13 protein-coding genes are annotated in these 15879 nt (G+C 69.9%); 4 read left to right on the top strand and 9 right to left on the bottom strand.

Annotated features, from left to right (window positions below):
- Positions 1-92: 92 nt before the first annotated feature.
- From OHB49_RS31065 to OHB49_RS31055, 3 genes are read right to left on the bottom strand one after another with little or no spacing between them, the layout of a single operon-like run.
- Complete coding sequence (locus OHB49_RS31065; protein WP_329164251.1) at positions 93-1250, bottom strand: acetyl-CoA C-acetyltransferase; 1158 nt, start codon at positions 1248-1250, stop codon at positions 93-95.
- Between the two features lie 31 nt (positions 1251-1281).
- The gene (locus tag OHB49_RS31060; protein WP_313936804.1) at positions 1282-1893 is read right to left on the bottom strand and encodes a TetR/AcrR family transcriptional regulator; all 612 of its coding nucleotides are present in this window, start codon (positions 1891-1893) and stop codon (positions 1282-1284) included.
- Between the two features lie 55 nt (positions 1894-1948).
- Entirely contained in the window at positions 1949-2731 is a 783-nt protein-coding gene (locus OHB49_RS31055; RefSeq protein WP_329164250.1) for an SDR family oxidoreductase, read from the bottom strand.
- 114 nt (positions 2732-2845) lie between these two features.
- Between OHB49_RS31055 and OHB49_RS31050 the strand changes: the two genes are divergently transcribed.
- Together OHB49_RS31050 and OHB49_RS31045 are read left to right on the top strand one after the other, a co-directional pair.
- Positions 2846-4027 carry an acyl-CoA dehydrogenase family protein gene (locus tag OHB49_RS31050; protein ID WP_329164248.1) on the top strand — a complete coding sequence of 394 codons (1182 nt, stop codon included), beginning with the start codon at positions 2846-2848 and terminating at the stop codon, positions 4025-4027.
- On the top strand, positions 4027-5034 hold the full coding sequence (locus tag OHB49_RS31045; RefSeq protein ID WP_329164246.1) for an acyl-CoA dehydrogenase: 1008 nt from the start codon (positions 4027-4029) through the stop codon (positions 5032-5034). The genes OHB49_RS31050 and OHB49_RS31045 overlap by 1 nt, the downstream gene beginning before the upstream one ends.
- Positions 5035-5164: 130 nt before the next feature.
- Here the strand turns inward: OHB49_RS31045 and OHB49_RS31040 are convergent, their stop codons facing one another.
- The gene (locus OHB49_RS31040; protein ID WP_030972772.1) at positions 5165-5668 is read right to left on the bottom strand and encodes a pyridoxamine 5'-phosphate oxidase family protein; all 504 of its coding nucleotides are present in this window, start codon (positions 5666-5668) and stop codon (positions 5165-5167) included.
- 161 nt (positions 5669-5829) lie between these two features.
- On the opposite strand from OHB49_RS31040, the gene OHB49_RS31035 reads away from it, so the two are divergent.
- Complete coding sequence (locus OHB49_RS31035) at positions 5830-6117, top strand: hypothetical protein (RefSeq protein ID WP_030972774.1); 288 nt, start codon at positions 5830-5832, stop codon at positions 6115-6117.
- Positions 6118-6124: 7 nt separating this feature from the next.
- Here OHB49_RS31035 and OHB49_RS31030 read toward each other — a convergent pair whose 3' ends face one another.
- Together OHB49_RS31030 and OHB49_RS31025 are read right to left on the bottom strand one after the other, a co-directional pair.
- A complete protein-coding gene (locus tag OHB49_RS31030) occupies positions 6125-6688 on the bottom strand; it encodes a HutD/Ves family protein (protein ID WP_030972775.1) in 564 nt (187 codons plus the stop codon).
- Positions 6685-7404 (bottom strand): VWA domain-containing protein, encoded by a 720-nt coding sequence (locus OHB49_RS31025; RefSeq protein ID WP_329164245.1) that lies wholly within the window; start codon positions 7402-7404, stop codon positions 6685-6687. Before OHB49_RS31025 ends, OHB49_RS31030 begins: the two co-directional genes overlap by 4 nt.
- 162 nt (positions 7405-7566) lie before the next feature.
- On the opposite strand from OHB49_RS31025, the gene OHB49_RS31020 reads away from it, so the two are divergent.
- The gene (locus OHB49_RS31020) at positions 7567-8502 is read left to right on the top strand and encodes a rhomboid family intramembrane serine protease (RefSeq protein ID WP_329164244.1); all 936 of its coding nucleotides are present in this window, start codon (positions 7567-7569) and stop codon (positions 8500-8502) included.
- 140 nt (positions 8503-8642) lie between these two features.
- On the opposite strand, the gene OHB49_RS31015 is transcribed toward OHB49_RS31020, so the two are convergent.
- From OHB49_RS31015 to OHB49_RS31005, 3 genes are all read right to left on the bottom strand, one after another.
- Positions 8643-10103, bottom strand: a complete 1461-nt coding sequence (locus OHB49_RS31015; RefSeq protein ID WP_329164243.1) for a glutamate synthase subunit beta — start codon at positions 10101-10103, stop codon at positions 8643-8645.
- Positions 10096-14655, bottom strand: a complete 4560-nt coding sequence (gltB, locus tag OHB49_RS31010; protein WP_030972785.1) for a glutamate synthase large subunit — start codon at positions 14653-14655, stop codon at positions 10096-10098. Before gltB ends, OHB49_RS31015 begins: the two co-directional genes overlap by 8 nt.
- A gap of 400 nt (positions 14656-15055) precedes the next feature.
- Entirely contained in the window at positions 15056-15790 is a 735-nt protein-coding gene (locus OHB49_RS31005) for a VIT1/CCC1 transporter family protein (protein WP_030972787.1), read from the bottom strand.
- Positions 15791-15879: the final 89 nt, after the last annotated feature.

The raw sequence follows: 15879 nt of genomic DNA, 5'->3' as shown, positions 1-15879 counted from the left end.
ACTCGGCAACCGTAGCACGTTCTGCAGATCCGCGGTGTGATCCGCCCCACCGCCGCGCGGCGCGGTCGCCCGGGAGCCTTGGCACGCCCGGCTCAGAGCCTTTCGATGATCGTCACGTTCGCCTGTCCGCCGCCCTCGCACATGGTCTGCAGGCCGTAGCGGCCGCCCGTGCGCTCCAGCTCGTGCAGCAGCGTCGTCATCAGTCGGGTGCCGGTGGCGCCGAGTGGGTGACCGAGCGCGATCGCCCCGCCGTTGACGTTGACCTTGTCCGGGTCGGCGCCGGTCTCCTTCAGCCAGGCCAGCACCACCGGCGCGAACGCCTCGTTGATCTCGACCAGGTCGATGTCGTCGATGGTCATGCCGGCCTTCTTCAGCGCGTACGCGGTGGCCGGGATGGGCGCCGACAGCATCCGGATCGGGTCCTCACCGCGCACCGAGAGGTGGTGGATACGGGCGCGCGGGGTGAGGCCGTGTTCGACGACGGCGCGTTCGGAGGCGATGAGCATCGCGGCGGCCCCGTCGGAGACCTGGGAGGAGCAGGCCGCGGTGATCGTGCCGCCGTCCAGGACCGGCGGGAGTGCGGCCATCTTCTCCAGGGTGGTGTCGCGGCGCGGGCCCTCGTCGACGGTGACGTCCGCGTACGCGACGGTCTCGCGCGCGAAGCGGCCCTCGTCGACCGCGCGGATCGCCCGCCGGTGGGAGCGGAGCGCGAACTCCTCCATGTCGCGGCGGCTGATGGCCCACTTCTCGGCGATCAGCTGGGCGCCGTGGAACTGGTTGACCGGCTGGTCCCCGTACCGGGCGCGCCAGCCCTCGCTGCCCGCGTACGGGCCTTCGGTGAGGCCGAGGGGTTCGGCGGCCCTACGGGAGGCGAAAGCGATCGGGATCTGCGTCATGTTCTGGGTGCCGCCCGCGACGACCAGGTCCTGGGTGCCGGAGAGGACGCCCTGGGCGGCGAAGTGGACGGCCTGCTGCGAGGAGCCGCACTGACGGTCGATGGTGACGCCGGGGACCTCTTCGGGCAGTCCGGCGGCCAGCCAGCAGGTCCGGGCGATGTCGCCGGCCTGCGGGCCGACGGTGTCGAGGCAGCCGAAGACGACGTCCTCGACGGCCGCCGGGTCGATGCCGGTGCGCTCGACGAGGGCCCGCAGGACATGGGCGCCGAGGTCGGCGGGGTGGACGGTCCCGAGGCCACCCTTGCGGCGGCCGACGGGGGTGCGTACCGCTTCGACTATGTAGGCCTCGGCCATGGCTGCCGCTCCTCGGTGAGCTCGGGTGGGGTCAGGTGTCGAGGGCGATGCCGTCCAGGACCATCGAGAGGTACTGGCGGGCGATCTCCTCGGGGCTGTGCTGTCCGCCCGGCCGGTACCAGGAGGCCGCGACCCAGACGGTGTCGCGGACGAACCGGTACGTGAGCCGGATGTCGAGGTCGGCACGGAAGACCTCGGCGGCGACGCCGCGTTCCAGCGTGCCGAGCCAGGCCTTCTCGAACTTCTGCTGGGAGTCGACGAGATAGGCGAAGCGCGGCTGGGTGGCGAGGTGCTTGGACTCCTTCTGGTAGATGGCGACGGCTGCGCGGTGCCGGTCGATCTCCCGGAAGGACTCGGTGACGAGGGCCTCGATCGTCTCGCGGGGGCCGAGGTCGGCGGCGAGCACCGCGTCGTACCCCGCCCAGAGTTCGGTGAGGAAGGTCGAGAGGATCTCGTCGATCATCGATTCCTTGGAATCGAAGTGGTAGTAGAGGCTGCCCGCGAGCATGCCCGCCTCGTCCGCGATCCTGCGGACGGTGGTGGCGTTGTATCCCTGCGCGGCGAAGACCTCGGCGGCGGTGTCGAGCAGTTCGCGGCGCCGCTCGGGCGAGGGGGTCACCTGGGGCTTCTTCTTGGTAGGCACCCGGCCATTCTCCGCCCGTGCGCTGCCTCGTGCGGACGCCCCGGCGGGTGCCCGGTCAGGCATGTCGGCTGCTGACGGAAACCACTTCGCCCGTCATGTACGAGGAGTAGCCGCTGGCCAGGAAGACGATGACATTGGCGACCTCCCAGGGTTCGGCATACCGGCCGAAAGCCTCCTTGCGGGTCAGTTCGTCGAGGAGTTCGGCGGAGGTGACCTTCACCAGGTGGGGGTGCATGGCGAGGCTGGGGGCGACGGCGTTGACCCGCACGCCATACGCGGCGGCCTCGACGGCGGCGCACCGGGTGAGCGCCATGACGCCTGCCTTCGCGGCCGCGTAGTGGGCCTGGCCGGCTTGGGCACGCCAGCCGACGACCGAGGCGTTGTTGACGACGACGCCGCCGCGGCCCGCAGACCTGAGGGAGCGCAGGGCGGCGCGGGTGCAGCGGAAGGTGCCGGTCAGGGTGACGTCGAGGACCTTGGACCACTGTGCGTCGGTCATCTCGATGAGCTCGGCGGTTCCACCGAGTCCGGCGTTGTTGACGACGATGTCGAGGCTGCCGTGGGCCTGTTCGGCGTGCGCGAAGAGGGCCTGGACCTGGGTCTCGTCGGTGACGTCGCAGGGCAGTGAGGTGACGTTCGCGGCGCCGAACTCCTCGGCGAGCGCCTGCTCGGTCTCCTTGAGCCGGCGGGCGTGGGCGTCGCCGATGACGATGCGGGCGCCTTCCTCCAGGAATTTGCGGGCGGTGGCGCCGCCGATCCCGGCGCCGGCGGCCGCGGTGATGACGGCGGTGCGGCCGGTCAGCAGCTGGTGTCCCGGTATGTACTGCGGTGCGCTCACGCCCCTGCCTCCTCGGGTGCCCGGCTCCTCGACGGCCTCATGCCCGTACGTTAACCTACCAAACACTTGTTAGGGAAGAATGGGCCCGATGACGACAGAGAGGGCGAGCGTCCGATGGATCTGACCTTCACCCCCGATCAGGACGCGTTCCGGGCCGAGGCCCGGCAGTGGCTCCGGGCCCATGTGCCCACCGAACCGCTGCCCTCCCTGGAGACCGCGGAAGGGTTCGCCGCGCACCGGGAATGGGAGGCGCGGCTGTACGCGGACCGCTGGTCGGTCGTCTCCTGGCCGGCCGCGTACGGCGGCCGGGGCGCCGACATCTTCAAGTGGCTGATCTTCGAGGAGGAGTACTACGCGGCGGGCGGCCCCGGCCGGGTCTCGCAGAACGGCATCAACCTGCTCGCCCCGACACTCTTCGACCACGCGACGGACGAACAGCGGGCCCGGGTCCTGCCGCCGATGGCCAGTGGTGAGGTGATCTGGGCGCAGGCCTGGTCCGAGCCGGAGTCGGGCTCGGACCTGGCCTCGCTGCGGTCGCGCGCGGTGCGCACCGACGGCGGCTGGCTGCTGTCGGGGCAGAAGACCTGGTCCTCACGGGCCGCGTTCGCGGACCGGGCGTTCGGGATCTTCCGTACGGACCCCGAGGCCGCGAAGCCGCACCACGGGCTGACCTATCTGATGTTCGACCTGTCGGCGCCAGGGGTCCTTGTCCGGCCGATCGGAAGGCTCGACGGCAAGCCGGCCTTCGCCGAACTCTTCCTGGACGAGGTGTTCGTACCGGACGAGGACATCATCGGCGAGCCGGGCCAGGGCTGGCGCATCGCCATGTCGGCCACGGGTGACGAGCGCGGGCTGACGCTGCGCTCCCCCGGCCGCTTCCTGGCCGCCGCGGACCGGCTGGCCGAGCTGTGGCGTACCCACGGTGACCCGTCGGACACGGCGATGCGGGACCGGGTCGCGGACGCGGTGATCGGGGCGCGTGCGTACCAGCTGTTCACCTACGCCCATGCGTCGCGCTTCGCGGCGGGTGAAGCGGGTCCCCCCGCTCGGACGGAGCCGAAAGCGGGGGGCACCGGCGCCGAGTCGAGTCTGAACAAGGTGTTCTGGTCGGAGTACGACATCGCGCTGCACGAGACGGCGCTCGATCTGCTCGGCCCTGACGGCGAACTCGCGGAGGGCGAGTGGGCGCAGGGATACGTCTTCTCCCTCGCGGGCCCGATCTACGCCGGCACGAACGAGATCCAGCGGGACATCATCGCCGAGCGGCTGCTCGGCCTGCCGAAGGGACGGCGCTGATGCGATTCCTCCTCGACGACGGGCAGCAGGATTTCGCCCGCTCGCTGGACTCGATGCTGTCGTCCGCACAGACGCCCGCGGCCGTCCGGGCGTGGGGCGCCGGGGACCACGGACCGGGGCGGGCCCTGTGGGCGCGGCTCGCGGAGGCGGGGGTGTTCGCGCTCGCTATACCGGAGGCGTACGAGGGTCTCGGACCGCTTCCGGTGGAACTCGCGGTGGCTTTCCTGGAGCTCGGGCGGCACGCGGTGCCGGGACCGGTGGTGGAGACGGTGGCGGCGGGGGTGCTGCTGAGCGGGGTGGGGGGTCCGGTGGCGAAGGAGTGGCTGCCCCGGATGGCGTCGGGGGCGGTGTCGGCGACGCTCCTGCTCGACGACGGGGCGTTCGCGCTGGACGCGGACGCGGTGGACGCGGTGTTCGCGGTGTCGGGGGACGAGCTGCGGCTCGCGTCCGGACATGGCCCGCTCCGCGCTTCGTCCGATCCGGCGCGGCGGCTGTTCCGGGTCGAGCCCGGCGGACAGGTGCTCGCCTCGGGACCGCGGGTGGTGGAGGCGGCCGGTGCGGCCGCGGACTGGGCGGCTTTCGCCACGGCGGCGCAGGCACTCGGGACGGGCGAGGCGCTGCTGCGGGCCACGGTCGCGTACGTGAAGCAGCGCACCCAGTTCGGGGTGGCGATCGGATCGTTCCAGGCGGTCAAGCATCGGCTGGCGGACACGCTGATCGGCCTGGAGTTCGCCCGGCCGCTGCTGTACGCGGCTGCGGCGGCGCTCGCCGAAGGGGCGCCGTGCGCGGGAGCCGATGTGGCGGCGGCGAAGGTCGTGGCGGGCGAAGCGGCATACGCGGCGGCGCGGGCGGCGCTGCAGCTGCATGGGGCGGTGGGGTATACGGAGGAGCTGGATCTCTCGGTGTGGGTGCGGAAGGCGGGACCGTTGCGGGATGCCTGGGGGGCGCGGGGGGATTGCCGGGAGCGGCTGGTGACCGGGGGCGCCCGGTGGCCGCTTCGCCCGTGATCTCCCCCCATGGCCCGCAGTCCGAAGCGCTCGGGACCTCCTCGACGGGCTCGGTTTCCCGCTCGGCGGACGTGACATGGCCCGGGCCGGCGACCCCGCCCGGCCCGGCCCCGCCCCCCGCCCGGTCGATTCAGGTTGCCTCGCGCGGGGTGCTGTCGTCATTGCCCCGTTGGAGCGTGCGCAGTGGAGTGCCCGGGCGCCAGGTCTGGACGACGAGTTCCTCGCCTTTCAACCCCGTGCGGACCACCTCCGTCAGTTCCGTGCGGAACAGGTGGAACGGCTCCGGCGGCTTTGCCTCCTCGACGAAGCGGGCCAGGACGTCGGGGTCGGTCTCCTCCACCGCGCGGCCGGAGATCCGGACGTCGGCGTCGGCCATCGTGTCGTCCGGTCCCGGGTTGGCCTGCACCGCGAACCGCGGATCGCGCCGCAGGTCCAGTGCCTTGCGCGAGTTCGGCATCATGCCGAGCCACAGCTCACCGAAGCGGAAGTCCACCTCCAGTCCGGTCACACGCGGCGAGCCGTCCTTGCGCAGGGTGGCCAGGACGTGGTGCTTGTACAGCCCGAAGCGGGCCTGAACGGTCTCGGCGAAGTCCGGCTCCGCCGACTGGAACGCTGCCCAGGAAGTCGATGTCATGACTCCATCGAACCCTCGAATCCCGACATCTTCTGTCCGGTTTTCCGGTGGCCACCCGATCGGATGCCGTCCTGGGTCGATCGTGTTCTGCTGTACGAGGCACCTGGCCGTCAGCGTGGCGGCGGGGAGGGACTGATCCCGTGAACCCGAGGGGATTGACGATGGCGATCTTGGTGCATGCCACTCTGTCGGGCGTCACGGCCGACCAGTACGACGCTCTCCAGAGGGAACTTCAGGCACTGCCCGGAGACCCCTTCGCCGGATGCCTGTCGCAGGTCTGCACAGTGACCGATTCGGGCGTGGAGCTCTTCGACCTGTGGGAGTCCTCGGAGGCCGCGGAGAAGTTCGGCAGCGTGATGCTGCCGGTCGCCGAGAAGCTGGGCCTGCCCATGACGTCCGGACCGCCGAAGATGTCGCAGGCGCACCGCTACCGGGTTCCCGGCGCGTGACCGCGGCTCACCTGGCGGACAGCGTGACCAGGAGCGCCCAGCCCAGGGTCCGGAGCACTCCGGGCGACGCGCTGTCGGCCACCAGTGCGTCGTAGCGGTCGAGTTCGATGTCCTGGCCTTCGAGCACCGCACCGTCCTCCAGCGCGACGGCCAGGACCGCACCGCTCTGCGGCGCCTGCAGCCGGACGGTGCCGCGTACTACCGCCACCTCCGCCGTCGTACGTTCTCTGCGGTACATCACATTGAGGTTCACGACCGGGCCGCCGAGCAGCCGGCCGACCGTCTCCAGGTCTCCGGGGAAGTCGTGCGGCCAGTACTGCTCGTCGACGATGTGGTGTTCGCCGCCCACCATCAGATCCATTCCGGCGCCCTCGACCACGGTCAGCGTGCGGTCGACTCCCGGGAACGAGGAGAACGGCCCGTCCGCGGACACATCGGCGAGACTGACGCGCCAGTCGAAGTCGTCCAGCGGTGCGCCCTCGGGGGACGCGGCGATCTCCCGGGTGACTCCCCCACCGTTCTTCCAGGGCACGGCCGTACGGTCGGCCGCCCTCAGCACTCGTGGCGTCACTTGACGATCCTCTGCGCTCGGGCCGCGGCCAGCCAGTGCGGGAATTCGGCGACGAGCCGGTCGTACAGATCGGCGTCCGGGACCTGCCGCGGGTCGAGTCCGGCGTGGAAGAAGCCTGCGTTGTCGACGGGACGCTGTGCGGGAACGGCCAGTTCGTCGAGCTTGTGCAGGAAGTTGAACTGCGAACTGCGCTTGTTGCCGAAGCCGATGAACTGCCAGAACATCGGCAGTTTCGCCGCCTTGCAGAGATAGCGCTCGGCCGCCATCTTGTTGATCGGACCGCCGTCGGTCTGGAAGACGACGAGTGCGGGCGCGGTCGAGCCACTGTCGATGTAATGGTCGATGACCGCGTCCATGGCCAGGTGATAGCTCGTCTTCCCCATGTGGCCGAGGCCTGCCACGATCTCGTCGACGCGCCCGCGGTGGTTGTCCAGGGCTATCTCGGTGACCGCGTCGATGTCCGTGGAGAAGAAGACGACAGGCACACGGCCGTCGTCGTCGAAGTGGGCCGACAGACCGAGCACCCGGTCGGCGAGCGCCTGGACGCTGCCGTCCTTGTAGTACTCCTTCATGGAGCCGGAGTAGTCGAGGACGAGATAGACCGCCGCGCGCTCCCCGCTCAGCCCGTGCTTCTGCAGCGAGACCCCCGCGCTCTTGTAGAGGCTGACCAGCGCGGGCGCCGTCTCCTCGACCTTGCGCAGGCTGATGGCTGCCATCCGGGACTCCGTTCCTGGTACGGGGGTCAAGAGGTTACGTCACCCTGGCCGACCTGCCCTTGTCCGCTCGTACCCGGCTGCGGCGCCCTTCGCGGTGTTCGCTATCTTGATCGCCGCCGCCCCACCGGCCCTTGTGACCGCCCACCAGTGAAGGAGCCGGCCATGGAGGCCGCCGTCACCACGTGCTATCGCCATCCGTCGTACGAGACGTATGTGCGCTGTACCCGCTGCGACCGCTACATCTGCCCCGACTGCATGCGTGAGGCCGCTGTCGGCCACCACTGCGTGGAGTGTGTGAAGGAGGGGCAGCGCTCGGTCCGGCAGGCGCGCACGGTTTTCGGCGGCGCGGTGTCGAGGACGGCGGTGCCCGTCGTGACGTACGTACTGATAGGCCTGAACGTACTGGCGTATCTGGGCGAGCTGATCCGTCCGGACATCGTCGACAGGTTCGGGATGCTCGGCGCGGGCCTGAACGGTTCGGACGGCAGTCAGTACGTGTACGAGAGCGGGAACATCCCCGGGTTCGACGCGGTCGGTGTGGTGGACGGCGAGTGGTACCGGCTGCTGACCGGAGCCTTCCTTCACCTTCCGCCGGGCGGCTCGTCGTTCGGTTCCATGCCGTTCGGGGTGCTGCACATCCTCTTCAACATGTACGGGCTGTGGAATCTGGGCCGGGTCGTCGAGGAGCAGCTCGGCCGGGGGCGTTATCTCGCGCTGTATCTGCTTTCCGCGCTGGGCGGTTCGGTGCTGGTGTATCTGATCGCGCCGGGCGACACCGCGGTGGGCGCATCGGGGGCGATCTTCGGGCTCGCGGCGGCTTTCTACGTCATCAACCGGCGGCTCGGAAGGGACATGCAGGCGGTCAACCGGTTCCTGGCCGGGTTCCTGATCTGGATGCTGATCTCCGCAGGGTTCACCTCGTGGCAGGGGCATCTGGGCGGCCTTCTCACGGGCGGCATCGTCATGGCCGTGCTCGCCTACGCTCCGGCGAAGCGCCGTACCGCCGTGCAGATCGCCGGGTGTGCGGTGCTGTTCGTGCTGCTGGTCGCCCTGGTGGCGCTCAAGACATCACAGCTGACCGGTGGGGCGGTGGCCTGAGCCGTCCGGCCGGCGGGTACGAGACGTCCCCGGACGCGCCACGGCGCCTGCCGAATCGTCCGGTCGGGGACGGGCAGGCGCCGCGTTCAGTTCCGTACGCCGTTGTACGGGACGTCTGTTGGTTGTGCTGCTGGTGGTGCTCAGACCGTGAGGGAACGGTCCGTCGGGCGGATCGGGGCCGGCAGTGCGCTGGCCCCGGTCAGGAAGCGGTCCACACCGCGCGCCGCGGAGCGGCCCTCGGCGATGGCCCACACGATGAGGGACTGGCCGCGGCCCGCGTCACCGGCGACGAAGACACCTTCGACGTCGGTGGCGTAGTCCGCGTCGCGCGCGACATTACCGCGCTCGTCGAGCTTCACACCGAACTGCTGGACGAGGCCGTTGGACTGGTCGGTACCGGTGAAGCCCATGGCGAGCGTGACCAGCTGCGCCGGGATCCGCCGCTCGGTGCCGGGCTTCTGCTCCAGCTTGCCGTCCTTGAACTCCACCTCGACGAGGTGCAGCGCCTGGACGTTGCCGTTCTCGTCGCCCTCGAAGTGGGTGGTGGAGACGGAGTAGACCCGCTCGCCGCCCTCCTCGTGCGCCGAGGTGACCTTGTACAGCATCGGGAAGGTCGGCCAGGGCTGGTTGGCGTTCCGCTCCTCGCCCGGCTTCGACATGATCTCCAGCTGGGTGACGGAGGCCGCGCCCTGCCGGTGGGCGGTACCCACGCAGTCGGCGCCGGTGTCGCCGCCGCCGATGACGACGACGTGCTTGCCCTCGGCGGAGATCGGAGAGACCGTCAGGTCGCCCTCCTGCACCTTGTTGGCGAGCGGCAGGTACTCCATCGCGAAGTGCACGCCGTTCAGCTCACGGCCCGGGACGGGCAGGTCGCGGGAGACGGTGGCACCGGCGGCGATGACGACCGCGTCGTACCGGCGGCGGAGCTTGGCGGCATCGAGGTCCTTGCCGATCTCCACCTCCGTACGGAACTTGGTGCCTTCCGCGCGCATCTGCTCGATGCGGCGGTTGATGTGCGACTTCTCCATCTTGAACTCGGGGATGCCGTACCGGAGAAGGCCTCCGATGCGGTCCGCACGCTCGTAGACGGCGACCGTGTGACCAGCCCGGGTCAGCTGCTGGGCGGCGGCGAGACCCGCCGGGCCCGAGCCGATGACCGCGACGGTCTTGCCGGACAGGCGCTCCGGCGGCTGCGGGGTGACGTCGCCGCTGTCCCATGCCTTGTCGATGATCGAGACTTCGACGTTCTTGATGGTGACGGCCGGCTGGTTGATGCCGAGCACGCACGCCGACTCGCACGGAGCGGGGCACAGGCGGCCCGTGAACTCCGGGAAGTTGTTCGTCGCGTGCAGGCGCTCGGACGCGGCCGTCCAGTCCTCGCGGTAGGCGTAGTCGTTCCACTCGGGGATGAGGTTCCCCAGCGGACAGCCGTTGTGGCAGAACGGGATGCCGCAGTCCATGCAGCGGCCGGCCTGCTTGCTGATGATCGGGAGCAGCGAGCCCGGAACGTAGACCTCGTTCCAGTCCTTGACGCGCTCGCCCACGGGACGGGTCTTGGCGGCCTCGCGCCCGGTGGTCAGGAAGCCCTTGGGGTCAGCCATTGGTCGCCGCCTCCATCATCTTCTCGGTGGTCTCCTGCTCGGAGAGACCGGCGAGCTCAGCGGCGTCCTTGGCGGCGAGCACTGCCTTGTAGGTGGACGGGATGATCTTGCTGAAGCGGGCCACCGCGGTGTCCCACTCGGCAAGCAGCTTCTCGGCGACGGTGGAGCCCGTCTCCTCCTGGTGGCGGCGCACGACGTCGTGCAGCCACTGCTTGTCGGTGTCGGAGAGTTCCTCGATCGCACCGAGGTTGCCGACGTTGACGTTGTCGCGGTCCAGGTCGACGACGTACGCGACACCGCCCGACATACCGGCGGCGAAGTTGCGTCCGGTCTCGCCGAGGACGACGGCGTGACCCCCGGTCATGTACTCGCAGCCGTGGTCGCCCACGCCTTCCGAGACGACGGTCGCGCCGGAGTTGCGGACGCAGAACCGCTCACCGGTGCGGCCGCGCAGGAACAGCTCGCCGCCGGTCGCACCGTAGGCGATGGTGTTGCCCGCGATGGTGGAGTACTCGGCGAGGTGGTCGGCGCCGCGGTCCGGGCGGACGATGACGCGGCCGCCGGAGAGTCCCTTGCCGACGTAGTCGTTGGCGTCGCCCTCCAGGCGCAGCGTCACACCGCTCGGCACGAACGCGCCGAACGACTGGCCGGCGGAGCCGGTGAAGGTGATGTCGATGGTGTCCTGCGGCAGACCGGCACCGCCGAACTTCTTCGTCACCTCGTGGCCCAGCATGGTGCCGACGGTCCGGTTGATGTTCCGGATCGCGATCTGGGCCCGGACCGGCTGGGCGTCCTCGGCGCTGTCCGCGTTCAGGGCGTCGGCGGCGAGCTTGATCAGCTCGTTGTCGAGGGCCTTGGCGAGACCGTGGTCCTGCTCGATCTGCTGGTGGCGGACCGCACCCTCGGGCAGCTCCGGGACGTAGAACAGGGGCTGCAGGTCGAGGCCCTGCGCCTTCCAGTGCGTGACCGCACGGTCGGTGTCCAGCAGCTCGGCGTGGCCGACGGCCTCCTCGATCGTACGGAAGCCGAGCTCGGCGAGGAGCTCGCGGACTTCCTGGGCGATGAACTCGAAGAAGTTGACGACGTACTCGGCCTTGCCGGAGAACCGGTCGCGCAGGACCGGGTTCTGGGTGGCGATGCCGACCGGGCAGGTGTCGAGGTGGCAGACGCGCATCATGACGCAGCCCGAGACGACGAGCGGCGCGGTCGCGAAACCGAACTCCTCGGCGCCCAGCAGCGCGGCGATGACGACGTCACGGCCGGTCTTCAGCTGGCCGTCGGTCTGCACCACGATGCGGTCGCGCAGGCCGTTGAGCAGCAGGGTCTGCTGGGTCTCGGCGAGGCCGAGCTCCCAGGGGCCGCCCGCGTGCTTCAGCGAGGTGAGCGGCGAGGCGCCCGTTCCGCCGTCGTGGCCGGAGATCAGGACGACGTCCGCGTGCGCCTTGGAGACGCCCGCGGCGACCGTGCCGACGCCGACCTCGGAGACCAGCTTCACGTGGATGCGGGCCGCGGGGTTGGCGTTCTTGAGGTCGTGGATCAGCTGAGCCAGGTCCTCGATGGAGTAGATGTCGTGGTGCGGCGGCGGGGAGATCAGACCGACACCCGGGGTGGAGTGCCGGGTCTTGGCGACCCACGGGTAGACCTTGTGGCCGGGCAGCTGGCCGCCTTCGCCGGGCTTGGCACCCTGCGCCATCTTGATCTGGATGTCGTCCGCGTTGACCAGGTACTCGCTGGTCACACCGAAGCGGCCGGAGGCGACCTGCTTGATGGACGAGCGGCGCGCCGGGTCGTAGAGCCGGTCGGCGTCCTCGCCGCCCTCACCGGTGTTGGACTTGCCGCCCAGCTGGTTCATGGCGATGGCGAGGGTCTCGTGCGCCTCGCGGGAGATCGAGCCGTACGACATGGCGCCGGTGGAGAACCGCTTGACGATGTCGGAGACGGACTCGACCTCGTCGACCGGGATCGCCTCGCGGTCCGACTTGAAGCCGAACAGCCCGCGGAGCGTCATCAGGCGCTCGGACTGCTCGTTCACCCGGTCGGTGTACTTCTTGAAGATGTCGTACCGGCGGTTGCGGGTGGCGTGCTGGAGGCGGAAGACCGTCTCCGGGTCGAACAGGTGCGGCTCGCCCTCGCGGCGCCACTGGTACTCGCCGCCGATCTCCAGCGCACGGTGCGAGGCGGAGATGCCGGAGGCGGGGTAGCCCTTGGCGTGCCGGGCGGCGACCTCCTTGGCGACGACGTCGAGTCCGGCGCCGCCGATCTTGGTCGCGGTGCCGTTGAAATACTTCGCGACGAAGGCCTCGTCGAGGCCGACGGCCTCGAAGACCTGGGCGCCGCGGTAGGAGGCGACGGTCGAGATGCCCATCTTGGACATGACCTTCAGGACGCCCTTGCCGAGCGCGTAGATCAGGTTCCGGATGGCCTGCTCGGGCTCGATGTCCTCGATGAACGTGCCGGCCCGGACCAGGTCCTCGACGGACTCCATCGCCAGGTACGGGTTGACCGCGGCGGCGCCGTAACCGATCAGCAGCGCGACGTGATGGACCTCGCGGACGTCCCCGGCCTCGACCAGCAGACCCACCTGGGTTCGCTGCTTGGTACGGATGAGGTGGTGGTGGACGGCCGAGGTGAGCAGCAGCGACGGGATCGGCGCGTGTTCGGCGTCGGAGTGCCGGTCGGACAGGACGATCAGGCGGGCGCCGTCCTCTATGGCGGCGTCGACCTCGGTACAGATCTGCTCGATCCGGGCGGCGAGGGCCTCACCGCTGCCGCTGACCCGGTAGAGACCGGAGAGCGTGGCGGCCTTCATGCCCGGCATGTCGCCGTCGGCATTGATGTGTATCAGCTTGGCCAGCTCGTCGTTGTCGATCACCGGGAACGGCAGCGTGACACTGCGGCACGACGCGGCGGTCGGCTCCAGCAGGTTGCCCTGCGGGCCGAGCGTGGAGCGCAGCGAGGTGACGAGCTCCTCGCGGATGGCGTCCAGCGGCGGGTTGGTGACCTGCGCGAACAGCTGGGTGAAGTAGTCGAAGAGCAGCCGGGGGCGCTGGGACAGGGCCGCGATCGGCGAGTCCGTGCCCATGGAGCCGAGCGGCTCGCCGGCGGTGCGGGCCATCGGCGCGAGGATGACGCGGAGCTCTTCCTCGGTGTAGCCGAAGGTCTGCTGACGGCGGGTGACGGAGGCGTGCGTGTGCACGATGTGCTCGCGCTCGGGGAGATCCTCCAGCTCGATCTCGCCGGTCTCCAGCCACTCCTGGTACGGCTTCTCGGCGGCGAGGCCCGCCTTGATCTCGTCGTCCTCGATGATGCGGCCCTCGGCGGTGTCGACGAGGAACATCTTGCCGGGCTGGAGCCGGCCCTTGCGGACGACCTTCGCGGGGGCGATGTCCAGGACACCGACCTCGGAGGAGAGGACGACGAGCCCGTCGTCGGTGACCCAGTAACGACCGGGGCGCAGACCGTTGCGGTCGAGGACCGCGCCGACCTGGGTGCCGTCGGTGAAGGTGACGCAGGCCGGGCCGTCCCAGGGCTCCATCATCGTGGAGTGGTACTGGTAGAAGGCGCGCCGGGCCGGGTCCATCGAGTCGTGGTTCTCCCACGCCTCGGGGACCATCATCAGCACCGAGTGCGGCAGCGAGCGGCCGCCGAGGTGGAGCAGCTCCAGGACCTCGTCGAAGGAGGCGGAGTCGGAGGCGTCCGGAGTGCAGACGGGGAAGATCCGGTCCAGCTGCTCCGTACCGAAGAGGCTCGACGCGAGCTGGGACTCGCGGGCCTTCATCCAGTTGCGGTTGCCCTTGACCGTGTTGATCTCGCCGTTGTGCGCGACGAAGCGGTACGGGTGGGCGAGCGGCCAGCTCGGGAACGTGTTCGTGGAGAAGCGCGAGTGGACCAGCGCGACCGTGGTGGCGAGACGGCGGTCGGAGAGGTCCGGGAAGAACGGCTCCAGCTGCCCGGTGGTGAGCATGCCCTTGTAGACGATCGTGCGGGCGGAGAGCGAGGGGAAGTACACCCCGGCCTCACGCTCGGCGCGCTTGCGCAGCACGAAGGCCTTGCGGTCGAGCGCGATGCCTGCGCTCTCACCGTCCGCGACGAAGAGCTGACGGAACTCGGGCATGGTGGCGCGGGCGCCGCTGCCGAGGAGGTCGGGACTGACCGGGACCTCACGCCAGCCGAGAACCTTCAGGCCCTCCTCGGCGGCGATCTTCTCGAGCTTCTGGACGGCCTCGGTGGACTCGTCCGCGGGCAGGAAGGCGATTCCGACGGCGTAGCCACCGGCCTCCGGGAGGTCGAAGGGGACCTCTGCGCGGAGGAAGGCGTCCGGTACCTGGAGCAGGATCCCGGCGCCGTCGCCCGAGTCGGGCTCGGATCCGGTGGCGCCGCGGTGCTCGAGGTTGCGCAGTACGGTCAGCGCCTGCTCGACCAGCTCATGGCTGGCCACACCGGTAAGAGTGGCCACGAACCCGACACCACAGGCGTCGTGCTCGTTACGGGGGTCGTACATCCCCTGCTGGGCGGGGCGACCGTCCATGGGCGACCAGGCGTCGGAACGCATTGGCTCTCCCGTCGTCGTCGTGGCATATGCAGTGCCGAGGGACGACGTTGGCCCTCTGCGAAATTTCGTGCAGGTTACATGATGGGCCGCTTCTCAAGAAGCGGATAGTCCGTTCCAACATGCGGACACCGCACGGAGCGGTGGAGCGGGTCGCAGTCGGAGGATCGGCGCCCGGGGGACCACAGAGAGCAGGCGTCGTTGCCTGCGGTGTCTACGGCTCATGCCCAGTGGTAAAGGAAACGAAACCGCCGAGTAACGGCTACTTATGTGGAGCCTTGTATAGAGACTCATTTTACGTCCGTCGGGGTGGTTCCGCCCAGGGGCGGAGCCCAAGACGTACGTCACACGGATTGCAGGCAGATTGCTTGCAGGTGGGTTGCGCGGGGCGGCGCGGGCACGGTCAGCCGCCGACGGCCACACCGAACAGGGTGCCCAGGCCGTACGTGATCGCGGCGGCCGTCCCGCCGAGCACCAGCTGCCGCAGGCCGCTGAACCACCAGCTGCGGGCCGTCACCCTTGCCACCACCGCTCCGCAGCCGAAGAGGCCGACCAGCGCGAGCAGCACCGCAGGCCACATCGCGCTCGCACCGAGCAGATACGGCAGTACCGGCAGCAGCGCACCCATCGCGAAGGCACCGAACGACGAGACGGCTGCGACGAGCGGCGACGGCAGGTCGCCCGGGTCGATGCCCAGCTCCTCGCGGGCGTGTATCTCCAAGGCCTGCTCGGGGTCGCGGGACAACTGCCGGGCGACCTCGCGGGCGAGCCCGGGCTCGACACCGCGGGACTCGTAGAGCGCGGCGAGTTCTTCCATCTCGTCCGTCGGGTGCTTGCGCAACTCGCGTCGCTCGACGTCGAGTTCGGCCTCGACGAGCTCGCGCTGCGAGGCCACGGAGGTGTATTCGCCGGCCGCCATGGAGAACGCACCGGCGGCCAGACCCGCCAGACCGGTGATCACGAGGGTCTGCTGGGAGACCGAGCCACCCGCGACGCCGGTCATCAGCGCCAGGTTCGAGACCAGCCCGTCCATCGCGCCGAAGACCGCCGGACGCAGCCAGCCACCGTTCACATCCCGGTGGGTGTGGTTGTCGCGGTGCGCCTCGTGCAGTACGGCGTCGGTCTCGATGATGGCCACAGCTCTCCCCTTCTCCGGCAGCGGGTTCTGCTCGCCCCACCTCCGCTCAACACCTCCGAAAGTACGCACGAAAGGAATCCCCCGCCAGC

The sequence above is a fragment of the Streptomyces sp. NBC_01717 genome (assembly GCF_036248255.1).
In the GTDB taxonomy this organism is placed as follows: domain Bacteria; phylum Actinomycetota; class Actinomycetes; order Streptomycetales; family Streptomycetaceae; genus Streptomyces.
This window is presented reverse-complemented; position numbering and strand designations above follow the sequence as displayed.